The organism is Pseudomonas sp. Pc102 (assembly GCF_018408275.1).
GTDB classification, from domain to species: Bacteria; Pseudomonadota; Gammaproteobacteria; order Pseudomonadales; family Pseudomonadaceae; genus Metapseudomonas; species Metapseudomonas tohonis.
Genome location: NZ_AP021905.1, coordinates 4,807,748 through 4,823,997, shown reverse-complemented (window position 1 = coordinate 4,823,997; position 16,250 = coordinate 4,807,748). Strand labels below are relative to the sequence as shown.

Annotated in this window: 13 protein-coding genes; 7 read left to right on the top strand and 6 right to left on the bottom strand. The window is 67.0% G+C overall.

The genetic code is table 11. The features are described from left to right. Positions 1-5 precede the first annotated feature (5 nt). The gene (locus PHLH3_RS21890; protein ID WP_213625775.1) at positions 6-647 is read right to left on the bottom strand and encodes a lysoplasmalogenase; all 642 of its coding nucleotides are present in this window, start codon (positions 645-647) and stop codon (positions 6-8) included. Positions 648-824: 177 nt separating this feature from the next. Here PHLH3_RS21890 and PHLH3_RS21885 point away from each other — a divergent pair, with 177 nt between their 5' ends. Further along, entirely contained in the window at positions 825-2,522 is a 1,698-nt protein-coding gene (locus tag PHLH3_RS21885) for a diguanylate cyclase (protein WP_213625774.1), read from the top strand. Positions 2,523-2,593: 71 nt separating this feature from the next. Here the strand turns inward: PHLH3_RS21885 and PHLH3_RS21880 are convergent, their stop codons facing one another. Beyond that, positions 2,594-2,992 carry a protease inhibitor I42 family protein gene (locus PHLH3_RS21880; RefSeq protein WP_173172108.1) on the bottom strand — a complete coding sequence of 133 codons (399 nt, stop codon included), beginning with the start codon at positions 2,990-2,992 and terminating at the stop codon, positions 2,594-2,596. 71 nt (positions 2,993-3,063) lie between these two features. Next, positions 3,064-5,463 carry an endopeptidase La gene (lon, locus tag PHLH3_RS21875; RefSeq protein ID WP_213625773.1) on the bottom strand — a complete coding sequence of 800 codons (2,400 nt, stop codon included), beginning with the start codon at positions 5,461-5,463 and terminating at the stop codon, positions 3,064-3,066. A 167-nt stretch (positions 5,464-5,630) separates the two neighbouring features. On the opposite strand from lon, the gene PHLH3_RS21870 reads away from it, so the two are divergent. The 6 genes from PHLH3_RS21870 (at position 5,631) to putP (ending at position 12,715) form a co-directional block, all read left to right on the top strand. Then, positions 5,631-6,383, top strand: coding sequence for an AraC family transcriptional regulator (locus tag PHLH3_RS21870; protein WP_213625772.1), 753 nt, complete (start codon positions 5,631-5,633; stop codon positions 6,381-6,383). Positions 6,384-6,524: 141 nt separating this feature from the next. Next, on the top strand, positions 6,525-7,211 hold the full coding sequence (locus tag PHLH3_RS21865) for a methylamine utilization protein (RefSeq protein WP_244862927.1): 687 nt from the start codon (positions 6,525-6,527) through the stop codon (positions 7,209-7,211). Continuing rightward, a complete protein-coding gene (locus tag PHLH3_RS21860) occupies positions 7,198-9,534 on the top strand; it encodes an EAL domain-containing protein (RefSeq protein WP_213625771.1) in 2,337 nt (778 codons plus the stop codon). Before PHLH3_RS21865 ends, PHLH3_RS21860 begins: the two co-directional genes overlap by 14 nt. A 2-nt stretch (positions 9,535-9,536) precedes the next feature. Continuing rightward, positions 9,537-10,391, top strand: coding sequence for a DUF3034 family protein (locus PHLH3_RS21855; protein WP_213625770.1), 855 nt, complete (start codon positions 9,537-9,539; stop codon positions 10,389-10,391). A gap of 1 nt (position 10,392) precedes the next feature. Beyond that, positions 10,393-10,815, top strand: a complete 423-nt coding sequence (locus PHLH3_RS21850) for a group 1 truncated hemoglobin (RefSeq protein WP_213625769.1) — start codon at positions 10,393-10,395, stop codon at positions 10,813-10,815. Positions 10,816-11,221: 406 nt separating this feature from the next. Next, positions 11,222-12,715: a sodium/proline symporter PutP gene (putP, locus tag PHLH3_RS21845; protein ID WP_213625768.1), complete on the top strand. Its 1,494-nt coding sequence runs from the start codon at positions 11,222-11,224 to the stop codon at positions 12,713-12,715. 447 nt (positions 12,716-13,162) lie between these two features. Here putP and dctM read toward each other — a convergent pair whose 3' ends face one another. The 3 genes from dctM to dctP form a co-directional block, all read right to left on the bottom strand. Then, entirely contained in the window at positions 13,163-14,446 is a 1,284-nt protein-coding gene (gene dctM, locus PHLH3_RS21840) for a C4-dicarboxylate TRAP transporter large permease protein DctM (protein WP_213625767.1), read from the bottom strand. Beyond that, complete coding sequence (locus PHLH3_RS21835) at positions 14,443-15,075, bottom strand: TRAP transporter small permease (protein ID WP_213625766.1); 633 nt, start codon at positions 15,073-15,075, stop codon at positions 14,443-14,445. The genes dctM and PHLH3_RS21835 overlap by 4 nt, the downstream gene beginning before the upstream one ends. A gap of 61 nt (positions 15,076-15,136) precedes the next feature. Then, positions 15,137-16,132 (bottom strand): C4-dicarboxylate TRAP substrate-binding protein DctP, encoded by a 996-nt coding sequence (gene dctP, locus PHLH3_RS21830; RefSeq protein WP_213625765.1) that lies wholly within the window; start codon positions 16,130-16,132, stop codon positions 15,137-15,139. Positions 16,133-16,250 lie beyond the last annotated feature (118 nt).

Here is a 16,250-nt window from a genome sequence, read left to right as displayed (position 1 = left end):
GAAAATCAGCGTCGCCCGTGCAGCACCGCCGAGGCGACGATGCCCAGTTGCCCCAGCCAGTAGGTGAGCATGATGGCCAGCCCGGCCGCCTCGAAGGGCGTCACGAAGCGATTGATCCCCAGCAGGCTGTCCGAGACCACGAAGCACAGCGCCCCCAGCGCCGCGACCCGCACCGAACGCCGCCCCGGCCCGCGGGTGCCCAGGCGGGCCAGGGCGCGCCAGAGCATCGCGCTGATGGTCAGGGCATAGAGCGCCACCGGCACCAGCAGGCCGCCGAGGCCGCCACGGGCCAGCGACGCGAACATTCCGGCACCGAACAGCACCGCCAGCAGCAGCGCCAGGGGCGCCAGGTGCCGGGTGTCGGACAGGTAGGCGCCGATATAGGCCAGGTGGCCGAGCAGGAAGGCCGCCAGGCCGAAGACGAAGAAGTCCGGCGACCATTGCAGGAGCATGTCGCCGGCCAGGCACAGCAGCAGGCCCACTGCGACCCAGTGTCGATAGCGGCCGGGTGCGGCGCTGCGCAACAGCCAGGCGAGGAGGGCGAGGATGGGCACCGGCTTGGTCCACAGGCACAGCGTGGCCAGGTCGTTGGCATCGCCGTAGAGGTAGGCCAGCGCGCCGGCCAGCCCGATCAACAGCCACTGCATGGGAAACTCCTTGAATGGTTGGTGCGCGGCCGCCTTCCGGCGACTCGCGGTGGCCTTGGCAGCCTCGGACCACTGTGCGCATCGCCACGATCGGGCTCCAGGCGCAAAACGCCAGGGGCAGTCGCCGATTGCGCCGCTAGACTGAAAAACGCAACCCGCCACGAGGACAACGAAGTGATGAAGACGGTGACGCGCCTGCAGGCCGGATTCCTGCTGGCGATCGGCATGCTGGTCCTGAATATCGTGCTGCCGCTGGCCACAACCCGCTGGGTCGGCGGCGCCGAGCGCCAGCTGGAGCGGCATGAACACATGGGGCGTGAGCTGGCCGACCTCCTTTCGTCCCTCAAGGATGGCGAAACCGGCCAGCGCGGATTCGCCTTGACCGGCCGCGACGACTACCTGACCCCGCTCTACCAGGGCTACGGCGATGTCGACAAGGACATGGCGCGCTTCCGCGTCACCTTGGTTGGCGACGAACTGTTCGACGACCTGCAGCTGCTCACCGGCCTGATCGCCGAGCAGCGCGCGTTCTTCGCCCGGGTCATCGAGTTGCGCCGCAGCGAAGGGCTGGCCGCCGCCAGCGAGCTGGTCGGCACCGGCAAGGGCAAGCAACTGATGGATGCGATCCGCCTGCGCCTCGGCGAGATGCAGGGGGTGGTCGAGCAGCGCGTGCTGTTGGCCAAGCAGGAGATCGAATGGCGCGGCTGGGCCGGGATGGCGATGCTGGGGTTGATCACCCTGCTGGACCTGCTGGTGATCGCGCTGCTCTTCCACTTCACCTTCCGCATGCTGCGCGAGGGACGTGAAGCCCGTCTCGCCCAGGACATGCTCAGCGAACAACTGAGCCTGGGCATGCAGCGTGTGGAGCTGCGCAACCACCAGATATCTTTGTTGAGCCGCATGGCCGGTGCCCTGCATTCGGTGAACGAGTTCGACGAGTGCTTCGGCATCATCAGCCGCTTCGCCGGCCAGCTGTTCCCGCAGAGCGACGGTTGCCTGCACCTCTACCACCCCTCACGGGACGTACTCGAAGAAGCCGGCCGCTGGGGCGGCTGGGAGGCCGGCAGCGTCGAGCTGTTCGAGCCCGACGACTGCTGGGCCATCCGTCGCGGGCAGAGCCACCTGGTGCTGGACGTGGACAAGGACCTGGTCTGCCCGCACCTGCACGAACGTCACCTGGCCCGGAACGGGTCGCTCTGCGTGCCCCTGATGGCCCAGGGCGAACCCCTGGGGGTGATGACCCTGTGCGGCGGGGGCGCCGACCTGGAGCTGGCCGAAGCCTTCGCCGAGCAGGTGTCCCTGGGCGTGGCCAACCTCAGCCTGCGTGAGAGCCTGCGCCAGCAGTCGGTGATGGACGCCCTGACCGGCCTGCACAACCGCCGCTTCCTCGACGAGACCCTGCGCCGCGAACTGCTGCGTGCCGGTCGCAAGCAGTCACCGGTGATCGTCGTCCTGCTGGATGTGGACCACTTCAAACGCTTCAACGACACCTTCGGGCACGAAGCAGGCGACCTCGTCCTGCGCCACCTGGCGCTCGAAATGAAGCGCCACGTGCGCTCCAGCGACCTGGCCTGCCGCTACGGCGGCGAGGAGTTCGCCCTGGTGATGCCGGAGATCAGCCTCGAAGATGCCATCGATCGCTGCGAGGCGCTCCGTCTCGGGGTCACGCGCCTGCAGATCCGCTACGGCGGCCAGCCCCTGGGGCCCATCGCCATTTCCCTGGGCCTGGCTTGCTTCCCCGCCGATGGCGAAGGTGCCGATGCGCTGCTGCACGCTGCCGACAGTGCGCTGTACCAGGCCAAGCGCGCCGGCCGCAACCAGCTGTGCCTGTACCAGGGCTTGCGCGGCCAGCACAGCATCACCGCCGAGTCCTAGGCCCGGCGGTGGGCATCGTGGGATTGTGAGTGTTTCGCCTGCAGGGCCCGCCAGGTCGCGGGCCCTCGCGGTCAGTCGACGCTGACCTTGCAATCGAAGGTCTGCTCCGGCGCTACGTCGGCTTCCCAGGGGCGCTGGTAGACCAGCAGCAGACGACCTTCGCCGCTCTGCGCGGCGTTGAAGCGCCAGGTGGATTCACCGGCGCCGCCCACCAGGCCGGCTTCCTCCGGCGTGTCGTACACCTCAGGGCCGAGGCTGCGCAGCACGCCTGGCGCGGCGTCCTTCACCACCCAGCGGAAACCCGTGGTGGGATTGCTCGGCAGGGTCAGGACCAGCAACTGGCCCTTGTCCAGCTCGATGGGGCAACTGCTCTGTTTCTGCACCACCAGGCTGGTGGATTCGTGGGCGCACGCGGCCAGCAGCACCAGGGCGGCGGGCAGCAGCAGGCGGGGAAGGCGGGCAGGTTTCATGGACGGCTCCGTCGTTCAAGGGCCGGAGCAGCATATCCGCTGCTCCGGCCCCTGGGTAGGCACCGCAGGGATCAGCCGAAGAGCACCCTGGCCACATCGGAGAAGCGTCGGGCGAAATGCACCGTCATGCCCTCGCGCAGGTAGTCCGGCAATTCCTCGTAGGAGCCGCGGTTGGCCTCAGGGATGACCAGTTCGAAGATCTTCTGTCGCCGCGCGGCGATCACTTTCTCGCGCACCCCGCCGATGGGTAGCACCTGGCCGGTGAGGGTCAGCTCGCCGGTCATGGCCACGCCCTTCTTCGGTGCCTGGTCGCGGGCCAGGGAGAGCAGGGCGCTGGCCATGGTGATGCCGGCGCTGGGGCCATCCTTGGGCGTGGCGCCTTCCGGTACGTGGAGGTGGACGAAGGCCTGGTCGAAGAAGCCGGCGTCGCCCCCGAACTTCTTCAGGTTCGAACTGATGTAGCTGTAGGCGATCTCGGCCGACTCCTTCATCACCTCGCCCAACTGGCCGGTGAGCTTGAAACCGCGGTTCAGCGTATGGATGCGTGTCGCCTCGATCGGCAGCGTGGCGCCGCCCATGCTGGTCCAGGCCAGCCCGGTGATCACGCCGGTGCCCGAGAGCAACTGCTCCTTGCGGAACGGCGGCATGCCGAGGAAGGGTTCCAGGTCCTTCTGCGCAACCTTGATCCTGGTCGCCGGGTCCTCCAGCAGCCTGACCACCGACTTGCGGATGATCTTGCCCAACTGCTTCTCCAGCTGGCGCACCCCGGCCTCGCGGGCGTAGCCCTCGATCACCGCGGTCAGCGCGCCGTCGGTGATCGACAGGCGCTCCTTCGGCACCCCGGTGCGCTCCAGCAGGCGTGGCCACAGGTGGCGCTTGGCGATGGCGTGCTTCTCCTCGGTGATGTAGCCGGACAGGCGGATCACCTCCATGCGGTCCAGCAGGGGCCCGGGGATGGAATCCAGGGTATTGGCAGTGCACACGAACAGCACCTTGGACAGGTCCATGCGCAGGTCCAGGTAGTGGTCGAGGAACTCGACGTTCTGCTCCGGGTCCAGCGTCTCCAGCAACGCCGACGCCGGGTCGCCCTGGTAGCTGGCGCCGAGCTTGTCGATCTCGTCGAGCATGATCACCGGGTTCATCACCTCCACTTCCTTCAGCGCCTGCACCAGCTTGCCGGGCAGGGCGCCGATGTAGGTGCGGCGGTGGCCCTTGATCTCGGCCTCGTCACGCATGCCGCCGACGCTGAAGCGGTAGAAGGGGCGCCCCAGGGATTCGGCGATGGACTTGCCGATGCTGGTCTTGCCCACGCCGGGCGGGCCCACCAGCAGCACGATGGAGCCGGCGATCTCGCCCTTGAAGGCGCCGACGGCGAGGAATTCGAGGATGCGGTTCTTGATGTCGTCGAGCCCCGCGTGGTGCGCATCGAGCACCTTGCGCGCATGGCCGAGGTCGAGCTTGTCCTTGCCGTACACGCCCCAGGGCACGCTCGTGGCCCAGTCCAGGTAGTTGCGCGTCACCGCATATTCCGGCGAGCCGGTCTCGAGGATCGACAGCTTGTTCAGCTCCTCGTCTATGCGCTTCTTCGCCTGCTCCGGCAGGACCTTGCCCGCCAGGCGCTGCTGGAACTGCTCGGCGTCGGCGCTGCGGTCGTCCTTGGTGATGCCCAGCTCCTGCTGGATGATCTTCAGCTGCTCCTTGAGGAAGAACTCGCGCTGGTGCTGGCCGATCTTACGGTTCACCTCGGCGGAGAGCTCGCTCTGCAGGCGCGCCACCTCCACTTCCTTGCGCAACAGCGGCAGCACCTTCTCCATGCGCTTGAGCACCGGCACCGTGTCCAGCACCTCCTGCAGCTCCCTGGCCGGGGCGCTGGTCAGCGCGGCGGCGAAGTCGGTGAGCGGCGAGGGGTCGTTGGGACTGAAGCGGTTGAGGTAGTTCTTCAGCTCCTCGCTGTACAGCGGGTTGAGCGGCAGCAGCTCCTTGATGGCGTTGATCAGCGCCATCCCGTAGGCCTTCACCTCGTCGCGCTGGTCCGCCGGGTTGCGTGGGTAGTCCACCTCCACCAGGTAGGGCGGGCGATGGCGCTTGAGCCAGCCCCGGATGCGCACCCGCGACAGGCCCTGGGCGACGAACTGCAGCTTGCCGCCCTCGCGGCTGGCGTGGTGCACGCGCACCAGGGTGCCGTGTTCCGGCAGGGTGGACGGGTCGAAGTGGCGCGGGTCCTCCGGCGGGTTCTCCATGAAGAACAGCGCCAGGCAGTGATGGTCGGTCTTGGCCACCAGTTCCAGGGTCTCGGCCCAGGGCTCCTCGTTGACGATCACCGGCAACACCTGGGCCGGGAAGAACGGGCGGTTGTGGATGGGAATGATGTAGACCGTGTCCGGCAATGTCTGTCCGGGCAGGACCAGGCCTGTGCTGTGCGGGGCGGTCGCTTCTTCGACCAGATCGGCGTTGATGTCCTGATCGCTCATTGGGCACCTGGTAGCTGGGAATTGAAGGCGTGTGGTCGGGGCATGTGAGGCAGATGGGGCTGTATCGCGGGCTTTTCAAGCGCGTGGGTCGCCCTCGTGCTGCCCGGCGGTGCTGGGCAACGGCTGGCCACTTGCCTAAAATGCGCAAATTCTGACCACGACCCGCCATGCTAGTTGCCCGCCTCCTGCGCCTCGATGAACAGGCCCACGCCCACGCCCACGGTCATCACCAACTGGTGATGTCCCTGGCTGGCCGCGCCGAGTTCGAGGTGAACGGCCGGGGCGGCGAGGTCTGCCGCATGCGCGCCTGCCTGGTGCCGGGGGATGCCGAACACCAGTTCGCCGGCATGGGCGAGAACCGCATGCTGATCCTCGACCTGGACGAGCAGGGCACCAGCAGCGAAGACCGCGAACTGCTCGTGCGCCTGTTCGAGACCCCGCGCTACCCCGAGCTGGACGCCGATTTCCAGAACCTCCTGAGCTACGCCGGCGCCGAGCTGGCGCGCTACGGCAGCGACCCGATCCTCGCCCGCTCACTGGGCGGCGTGCTGCTGCGGGCGCTGCATCTGCGCCTGTTCGGCGACTCGCCCCGGCGCCCGGTCGGTGGGCTCGACCTCGAACCCCTCGATGAGCACATCCGACAGAACCTGGCGCGGCGCATCAGCGTCGCCGAACTGGCCCAGGTCGCCTGCCTCAGTCCCAGCCATTTCCATGCCCAGTTCAAGGACAGCGTGGGCCTGAGTCCCCACCAGTACCTGCTCAAGACCCGCCTCGATCGCGCCGCCAGGCTGCTGCGCGAAAGCGACCTGGCGCTGGTGCGCATCGCCGAGGAATGCGGCTTTTCCAGCCAGAGCGCACTGACCAACGCCATGCGCCGCTACCTCGGCCTCACCCCCCGGCGCCTGCGCAGCGGCCACTGAAGCGAAGGTGATGGCCAGTTGCTTCCGCCGGCCGCGTGAAGTTCCGCCGATCAGCTAATCTGCAATCCAACTGGTTCGCACAGGCCAGGGGCATGGCGCACGAGCCGGCCCCCGCCGGCCGTTGAAAGGGTGGAAGACGACATGCTGCGCGTCACTCCATGGGCCCCCGGGGTGGGCCTGATCGGTCTTTTGTGCTGCCTGGGCGGCACACTCTCGGCGGCGACCCTGCAGGGCGAGGTGGTCGACGGCCATGGCCAGCCCCTGGGCAATGCGGTGCTCAGCCTGAAGGGTCCTTCGGGCAGCGCCGCCATCCCCGACACGGGCGTGATGGACCAGCGCGACAAGCAATTCGCCCCCTACGTGCTGGCTGTGCATACCGGCACCGCGGTGAGCTTCCCCAACAGCGACAACATCCGCCACCACGTCTACTCCTTCTCACCTGCCAAGCGCTTCGAGCTGCGCCTCTACCAGGGCACGCCGTCTACGCCCGTGGTGTTCGACAAGCCCGGCGTGGTGGTGCTCGGCTGCAACATCCATGACTGGATGCTCGGCTACGTCTACATCACCGACGATCCCTTCTTCGTCGTCAGCGATGATGCCGGCCGTCTCAGTCTCGACCTGCCACCGGGGCGCTATGTCGCCAGCCTGTGGCACCCCCAGGTCGCCGGCATGCTGCCGGTCGCGGCGGGGGAGATCGAGATCACGGCCACGGGCCTTAAGCAGCGGTTCCCGCTGACGCTGCAGGGCGCGCCCGCCGCACAACCCCCGGCACCGGCGGAAAAGGGCTTCGGCGACGCATTCAAGAGGGCCACGGGTGAGGCTCAGTAACAGCTTCCAGGCGCGCATCGCCTGCGTACTCATCCTGCTCCTGCTGGTGGTGGTCGGCGCGTTGTACTTCGCCTTCAAGGCCGCCACCGGCGCCGCCGTGCAGGCCCAGGCGCGCGAGGAGCTGGACATCGGCGGACGGGTGTTCGTCCGCCTGCTGGAGTTGCGCAGTCGCCAGTTGCACGACGCCGTCCAGGTGCTGGCGGCCGACTTCGGCTTCAAGGAAGCCGTCGCCAGTGGTGACGAGCAAACCATTCGCTCCGCCCTGGGCAACTCCGGTGCCCGCATCAACGCCGGCGCGGTGATGCTCCTGGGCATGGATGGCAAGCTGCAGGTCTCCACCGCCGAGCGGCTCGGAAGCGACTCTTCCGCGCGCCTCGCCGAACTGATGCAGGAGCACCAGCGCAACGGCGGGCAGGGCCTCCTGCAACCCATCGACGACGATATCTACTTGCTGGTAGAGGCCAATGTCACCGCGCCCATACCCATCGCTCGCGTGGTGATGGGCTTCCGCCTGGACGCCGACTTCGCCAGCGAGATGCGTGAACTCACCCACCTCGACATGAGCCTGGTGGCGACGCAGGCGGGCAAGCCGGACATCTGGCTCAGCACCTTGTCGGGCGACATCGAGCAGGAGCTCAGGGGCGAGATCAAGGCCAGCGATGGCGACATCCTGCGCATCGGCGAACGGCGCTACATGGATCGTCGCATGGTGCTGTCCAGTGGCTCGGACTACCAGGTGCTGCTGCTACTGCACAAATCCCTGGAGCAGGCACAGCAGGCCTTCGCACCTCTGGATCGGGACATCCTGCTGATCGCCCTCTGCGCGCTGCTCGGCTCCCTCGCCGGCGCGTTGCTGCTGGCCCGCAGCGTATCGCAACCGGTAAGGCAACTAGCCCTCGCCACCCGGCGCATCGGCGAAGGCGACTACCAGAGCGTCATCGAACTGGATCGCTCCGACGAGCTCGGGCAACTGGCCGGCGCGATCAACCGCATGCGCGAGGATATCGCCGAGCGCGAGCGCCAGCTTGCCCACAACGCCCTGCACGATCCGCTCACCGGTCTGCCCAATCGCGCCCTGGCGCTCGACCGGCTGGGCAGCGCCATCACCGCTGCACGTCCCACCGCGCTGCTGCACCTGGGCATCGGTAACTTCCGCGCGGTCAACGAAGCCTGCGGGCCAGGCGGCGGCGACCTGGCCCTGCAGCAGATCTGCCGGCGCCTGCAGGCCACCCTGCGGCCCGGCGACAGCCTGGCGCGCCTGGTGGCCGACGAATTCCTCCTGCTGCTCGAGGGCGCCGACCGCGACAGCGCGGTGGCCGCGGCGGACAAGCTCCAGCAACTGCTGCTCCGGCCCCTGCGCATCGGCAGCCTCGACGTCGCCATCGACTCGCGCATCGGCATCGCCTGCTACCCCACCGACGGCGGCACGCCGGACGAACTGCTGCGTCGCGCCAGCATCGCCATGCAGGACGCCGCCCAGGCGCCCGGCCACCTGCAGCTCTACCAGCAGGGCCGTGACGACGCCCAGCAACGCCAGGTGGTGCTGATCCGCGACCTGCGCCATGCCGCCGGGCGCGGCGAGCTGGTGCTGCACTACCAGCCCAAGCTCGACATCGCCGAAGGCCGGGTGCTCCAGGCCGAGGCGCTGCTGCGCTGGCAGCACCGGCACCTGGGCATGGTCTCGCCCGGGGAATTCATCCCGCTGGCCGAGCGCACCGGCAGCATCCAGTCGCTCACCGCCTGGGTCATCGAAGAAGTGCTGCGCCAGCTCCAGGAATGGGCGGGGCGGGGGCTCGATCTGCAGGTCTCGCTGAACATCTCCGCCGACGACCTGATGAGCCGCGACCTGGTCGAGCGGGTGTCGGCGCTGCTGCGCAACTACCGCGTGCACCCCGGGCAGGTGGTCTTCGAGATCACCGAAAGCGCGGTCATGGCCGACCCCGTGCAGGCGCTCCGTGTGCTCGACGGCCTGCGCGACCTGGGCATCAGCCTGTCGGTGGACGATTTCGGCACCGGCTACTCCTCCCTCGCGCAGCTCAAGAGCATGCCGGTGCAGGAGTTGAAGATCGACCAGTCCTTCATCCGCGAGCTGGACGAGACCAGCGAGGACGCGGTGATCGTTCGCTCCACCATCGAGATGAGCCACAGCCTCGGCCTCAAGGTGGTCGCCGAGGGCGTCGAGCATGCCCACAGCCTGCGCCTGCTCGAACGCTGGCGCTGCGACACCGCCCAGGGCTACCTGATCAGCCGGCCGCTGTCGGCCAGCGCCTTCGAGGCCTGGATCGCCCAGCCACTGCGCTCACCCGTCGCCGCGGTGCACTGACCATGAACCGATACCTCGTCCTGCTCATAGCCCTGTCCCTGCCCGTGGTTGCGATCGCCGGCGAGGGGCGCCTGCTGGCCACCGGCGGCGCCACCAGCATCGAAGGCTCCGCCGGCGGCGGCATCACCCCCTGGGCGGTGCTGGCCGGCTATGGCGAGAAGGGCGAGTGGGGCGCCACGGCCTTCGCCACCCGTGTCGAGACCGGCGACTACCGCCTCGACGCCGCCGGGGTAGCCGCCTCCTGGGACAACCGCTTGGAGCTGTCCTACGCCCGCCAGCGCTTCGACCTCGGCACCCTGGCCCGCGACCTGTCGTTGCCGGAGAACACCCTCAGTCAGGATGTGGTCGGGCTCAAGGTGCGGCTGTTCGGCGACCTGATCTACGACCCGCTGCCGCAGGTGTCCCTGGGCCTGCAATACAAGCGGCAGAAGGACTTCCTCATCCCCTCCCTGGTGGGCGCCCGGCGCGACGAAGACACCGAGGGCTACCTCGCCGTGAGTCGCCTCATCCTCGGCGGCGCCTTCGGCTACAACCTGCTGCTCAATGGCGGGCTGCGCTACAGCCGGGCCAACGAACTGGGCCTGCTGGGCTTCGGCGGTGACCGGCGTGACGAGCACTCGCTGCTCAAGGAAGGCGCCATCGCCGTGCTGCCCGACCGCCACTGGGCCGTTGGCATCGAATATCGGGAAAAGCCCGACAACCTGAGCTTCGCGGGTGAAAGCGACTGGGCGGACCTGTTCATCGGCTACTTCCCCAACAAGAACCTGGCGGTGGTGCTGGCCTATGCGCGCCTCGGCGAGATCGCCACCCTCGACCACCAGGACGGCGTCTACCTGTCCGTGCAGGGGAGCTTCTGACATGCGCCGCCTGCTCATCGCCGCCGCCCTGGTCCTGGTGGCCGCCTGTGCCCAGCAGCCGCCCAGGGACGACAGCCTCTACCAGGACCTGGGTGGCAAGGCCGGCATCACCCGCATCGTCGAAGGCATGTTGCTGAACATCGCCAGGGACCCGCGCATCGTCGAGCACTTCCGCAACATCGACATCGAACGCCTGCGCGACAAGCTGGTGGAGCAGTTCTGCGTCGAGGCCGGCGGCCCCTGCCGGTACACCGGCGACAGCATGGAGGAGAGCCACAAGGGCCAGCAGCTCACCGAAAGCGACTTCAACGCCCTGGTCGAAAACCTGCAGGACGCCATGGATGCCGAGGGCATCGCCAGCCGCACGCAGAATCGCCTGCTCGCGCGCCTCGCTCCGATGCGCGGTCAGGTCATCCACAGGTAGCATTGCAGAGCGGTGGTTGCACCTTGTGGTGCAACCGGGTTGCACGTCTTGTCGGACAGTCGGAGGATTTGGCAATAACTCCGGAGCTTTTCGAAAGAAAAGGCGGCCTGCGCTCTCTACATTCCGCTGTCCCTTTCGCGCGCCCGGGTCGACACTTGACCGGGAGGCGATCCGACGTAGCCAGACCGGACCAGGACGACCCGGTGCAGTCCGGGTGGCTTGGCGTCTCGTCCTGCGGCGAGGCCTGACGCCTGAGCACCGATGACGGGCAGAGGTTGCACCCCAAGGGTTGCGCCGGGCCCGCAAACCAATCGGTAATTGCCACGAGCAACTGCCAAATGCCAACCAGAGAGATGCGGAATACCCGTCGCGTCTCAATAACAACAAACGACAGGGGAGACCCCCAATGAGTATGAGCAACCCGATGCTGATCACCTTCGTGATCTATATCGCTGCCATGGTGCTGATCGGCTTCGCGGCCTATCGCTCCACCAACAACCTTTCCGACTACATCCTCGGTGGCCGCAGCCTCGGCAGCTTCGTCACCGCGCTGTCGGCCGGCGCTTCCGACATGAGCGGCTGGCTGCTGATGGGCCTGCCGGGCGCCATCTACCTCTCCGGCCTGTCCGAGGCCTGGATCGCCATCGGCCTGATCGTCGGTGCCTACCTGAACTGGCTGCTGGTGGCCGGCCGCCTGCGCGTGCAGACCGAGCACAACGGCAACGCCCTGACCCTGCCGGACTTCTTCACCAACCGCTTCGAAGACAACAGCCGCGTACTGCGCATCTTCTCCGCCGTGGTGATCCTGGTGTTCTTCACCATCTACTGCGCCTCCGGCATCGTCGCCGGCGCCCGCCTGTTCGAAAGCACCTTCGGCCTGTCCTACGAGACCGCGCTGTGGGCCGGTGCCGCCGCCACCATCGCCTACACCTTCGTCGGTGGCTTCCTGGCGGTGAGCTGGACCGACACCGTGCAGGCGACCCTGATGATCTTCGCCCTGATCCTCACCCCCGTCGTGGTGATGATGATCAACGGCGGCATCGAGCCGACCTTCGCTGCCATCGAGCTGCAGGACGCCGCCCACTTCGACATGCTCAAGGGCGCCACCTTCATCGGCGTGATCTCGCTGATGGCCTGGGGCCTGGGCTACTTCGGCCAGCCGCACATCCTGGCGCGCTTCATGGCCGCCGATTCGGTGAAGTCCATCCCCAACGCCCGCCGCATCTCCATGACCTGGATGATCGCCTGCCTGGGCGGCGCGGTCGCCGTCGGCTTCTTCGGCATCGCCTACTTCTCCGCTCACCCGGAAGTGGCCGGCCCGGTCACCGCCAACCCCGAGCGCGTGTTCATCGAACTGGCCAAGCTGCTGTTCAACCCCTGGGTTGCCGGCGTGCTGCTGTCCGCCATCCTGGCGGCCGTGATGTCCACCCTGAGCTGCCAGCTGCTGGTGTGCTCCAGTGCCCTGACCGAAGACTTCTACAAGGCCTTCTTCCGCAAGAACGCCAGCCAGAACGAACTGGTCTGGGTCGGCCGCGCCATGGTGCTGCTGGTGGCCGTGATCGCCATCGCCATCGCCTCCAACCCCGAGAGCAAGGTGCTGGGCCTGGTGTCCTACGCCTGGGCCGGCTTCGGTGCCGCCTTCGGCCCGGTGGTGATCCTCTCCCTGGTGTGGAAGGGCATGACCCGCAACGGTGCCCTGGCGGGCATGATGCTGGGCGCCGTCACCGTGATCCTGTGGAAGAACCTCCTCGGCTGGACCGGCCTGTACGAAATCATCCCGGGCTTCATCCTCGCCACCCTCGGCATCCTGATCTTCAGCCGCATCGGCAACGGCCCCTCCGCCGCGATGATCAAGCGCTTCGACGAAGCCGAGAAGGAATACCAGGACGCCAGCGCCTGATGCCTAGAGCGCCCGGGCCGCAGAGCCCGGGCAGCGAAGAGTTTGATAGTGCTTCAACGGCCCTCGTCCTCGGACCTGGGCCGTTTTTTTTAGCGGTGTCTGCATCAGGTGTTGCTGGGAGATTTCCAGTTCAGCCGATTGCAGAGTTCCGTTGGGGCTTCCGGTTTCGCCCCTCTCCAGGCGAGTCCCTCGCTTGATCATCGATGTGCGCATCACGCTCGGGGCGAAGCGGTTTCCGTAGGGTGGTGTAGAGCGAAGCGAAACCCACGCGGTGGGAATACCCTGAAGGCAACGTGCTTGAGCTTGTTCGTTGAGCCCGCAACAGATGACGCAGACAGTGACTTTTTTATGCCCGCAGAGATCCCCGCCCCACTGAGGCGGGGCGAGTTGCACGTAGTGGAAGGGAAGGGCCCGGCACAGGGCCGGGCCTGGTCGTATCGCGGATGATCAGTTCATGCCCAGCCAGGTAGGCAGTGCCAGGGAAATCCAGGGCACGTAGGTGATGAACAGCAGGAAGACCAGCAGGATCATCAGCCAGGGCATGGCGGCGCGGATGGTGGAGGTGAGCGGCATGCCCGTCACCGCGGAGGTGACGAACAGGTTGAGCCCCACGGGCGGGGTGATCAGGCCGATCTCCATGTTCACGACCATGATGATGCCGAGGTGGATCGGGTCGATGCCCAGCTTCATGGCGATGGGGAAGAGGATGGGCGCGAGGATCAGGATGATCGCCGAGGGCTCCATGAAGGCGCCGGCCACCAGCAGCACGATGTTGACCATGAGCAGGAACATGAAGGGGGTGAGCCCCGCTTCGATGACCCAGGCGGTGATCTGCTGGGGCAGTTGCTCGGTGGTCAGCACGTGGGCGAAGAGCATGGCGTTGGCGATGATGAACATCAGCATGATCGACAGCTTGCCCGACTCCAGCAGCACCTTCGGCGCCTCGCTGAGCTTCATGTCCTTGTAGACGAACAGGGCGATGAAGGCCGAATAGACGGCGGCCACGGCAGCGGCCTCGGTGGGGGTGAACATGCCGGAGTAGATGCCGCCGAGGATGATCACCATCAGCAGCAGGCCCCAGATCGCCTTGCGCGCGGCGCTGAGCCATTCGCGGAAGGTGGCGCGGGGCATCGCCGGCAGGTTCTTCTTCACCGCGATGATGTAGATCGCCACCATCAGCACCACGCCCAGCAGCAGGCCGGGGACGACGCCGGCCATGAACAGCTTGCCCACCGAGGTTTCGGTGGCGGCGGCGTAGACCACCATCACGATGGACGGCGGGATGAGGATGCCCAGGGTGCCGGCGTTGCACACGATGCCGGCGCCGAACGCCTGCGGGTAGCCGGAGCGCACCATGCCGGCGATGGCGATGGAGCCCACCGCGGCCACCGTGGCGGGGCTGGAGCCCGAGAGTGCGGCGAACAGCATGCACGCCAGCACCGCCGCGATGGCGAGGCCGCCACGGATGTGGCCGACGCAGGCGTTGGCGAAGTCGATCAGGCGCTTGGCCACGCCGCCGGTGGTCATGAAGGCGCCGGCCAGCAGGAAGAAGGGGATGGCCAGCAGGGTGTAGTGCTCGGAGGTCTCGAACAGCTTGATCGCCAGCGAGCGCACCGAGTCGGGGCTGAACAGCATGATGGTCACCGAGCCCGCCAGGCCCAGGGAAATGGCGATGGGCACGCCGATGAACATCAGCAGGAACAGCAGCAGGAAGAGGAACAGGATGGTCATTGCTTGCCTTCCTCGTGCTCGGTGAGTTTCAGCGCATCGGCAGCTTCGTCGGCCAGGCCGAGCCCGGTCTGCCGGTTCTGCAGCAGGCGCACGAGGATTTCGCCGTAGCGGATGAACACCATGGCGAAGCCGAGCGGCACGATAAGCGCGATATGCCATTGCATGACGCCGTAGTGGCCGAGGTCTTCCGCGCCGATGGCGGCGGTGAACAGGGTCTGCACCCACTCGAAGCTGGCCACGCCCAGCAGGCCGGCGTAGGCCAGGCAGCAGAGGCAGGCGATGACGCCGATGATGCGTTGGACCTTGCGAGGGGTGAGCCTGACCAGGGCGTCGACGCCGATGTGGCCGGCGGTGCGCACGCCATAGGAGAGGCCGAAGAAGATCAGCCAGGCGAACAGGGCCTTGGTCAGCGAGGTGCTCCAGGTCATGGCCTGGGCCATGCCCATGATGCTGTCGCCGATGGCGAAGAGCCGCTCGCTCGCGCCCTCCCAGCGGTCGGCGAGGCTGTAGAACAGGGTGTAGAGGTTGTTGAGGATCACGTAGACGAAGGTGACCAGCGTCATGGCCGCCAGGAGGAAGGCGATGAAGCCTTCCTCGAAGTGGTCCCAGACGCGCCTTAGGGTGTTCATGGATGGCGTCTCCCGAGCTATGGAAGCGGTGCCGGCGCGGTGGGCCCGCGCCGGCCGGCGTTTACTGGGCCTGGTTGGCCGCTTCGGCTGCCTTGATCAGGTCGGCGCCGATCTCGCCTTCGAACTTCTTCCACACCGGCTTCATCGCGTCGCGCCACTCGTTGCGCTGCTCGGGGGTGAGCTCGATGATCTCGCTGGTCTTGGCCTCGATGATGCGCTGCTTGTCGCCCTGGTTGAGGGCCTCGGCCTGCTTGTTCACCTCGGCGGTGACTTCCTGGGTGATCTTCTCCAGCTCGCTGCGCACATCCGGCGGCAGGCCGTTCCAGAACTTGGTGTTGGTGATCAGCATGTAGTCGAGCACACCGTGGTTGGACTCGGTGATGTACTTCTGCACTTCATGCATCTTCTGCGAGTAGATGTTCGACCAGGGGTTCTCGGCGCCGTTGACCACGCCGGTCTGCAGGCCCTGGTAGACCTCGGCGAAGCTCATCTTGCGCGGGTTGGCGCGCACGGCCTTGAACTGCTCCTCGAGCACGGCGGAGGCCTGCACGCGGAACTTCAGGCCGCGCGCGTCCTTGGGTTCGCGCAGGGGCTTGTTGGCCGAGAGCTGCTTCATGCCGTTGTGCCAGTAGCCCAGCCCGGTGATGTTCTTGCTTTCCATGGACTTCAGCAGGCCCTGGCCCTCGGGGCTGAGCTGGAAGCGGTCGACGGCCTGGATGTCGTTGAACAGGAAGGGCAGGTCGAACAGCTGCACCTGCTTGGTGTACTGCTCGAACTTGGCCAGCGACGGCGCGATCATCTGCACGTCGCCCAGCAGCAGCGCCTCCATTTCCTTGCCGTCGCCGAAGAGCGAGGAGTTCGGGTAGACCTCGACCTTGACCTTGCCGGCCAGGCGCTCCTCCGCGAGCTTCTTGAACAGCAGCGCGCCCTGGCCCTTGGGCGTGTGTTCGGCGACGACGTGGGAGAACTTGATGACGATGGGGTCGGCAGCGTGCGCCAGGCTGGCGGCACCCAGGGCGAGTGCGCAGGCGAGCGCTTTTAACGTGGGTTTGAACATGGGACTTCCTCTTGTAGTTGTAAGCAGATCCATGCGCGGGGAGCGCTACTACGGCTGACAAGAGCAAGTCTAGGCGCTGGCCAGAGGGAAAGCGGTCAGTACCCGGATCACGGCCAGT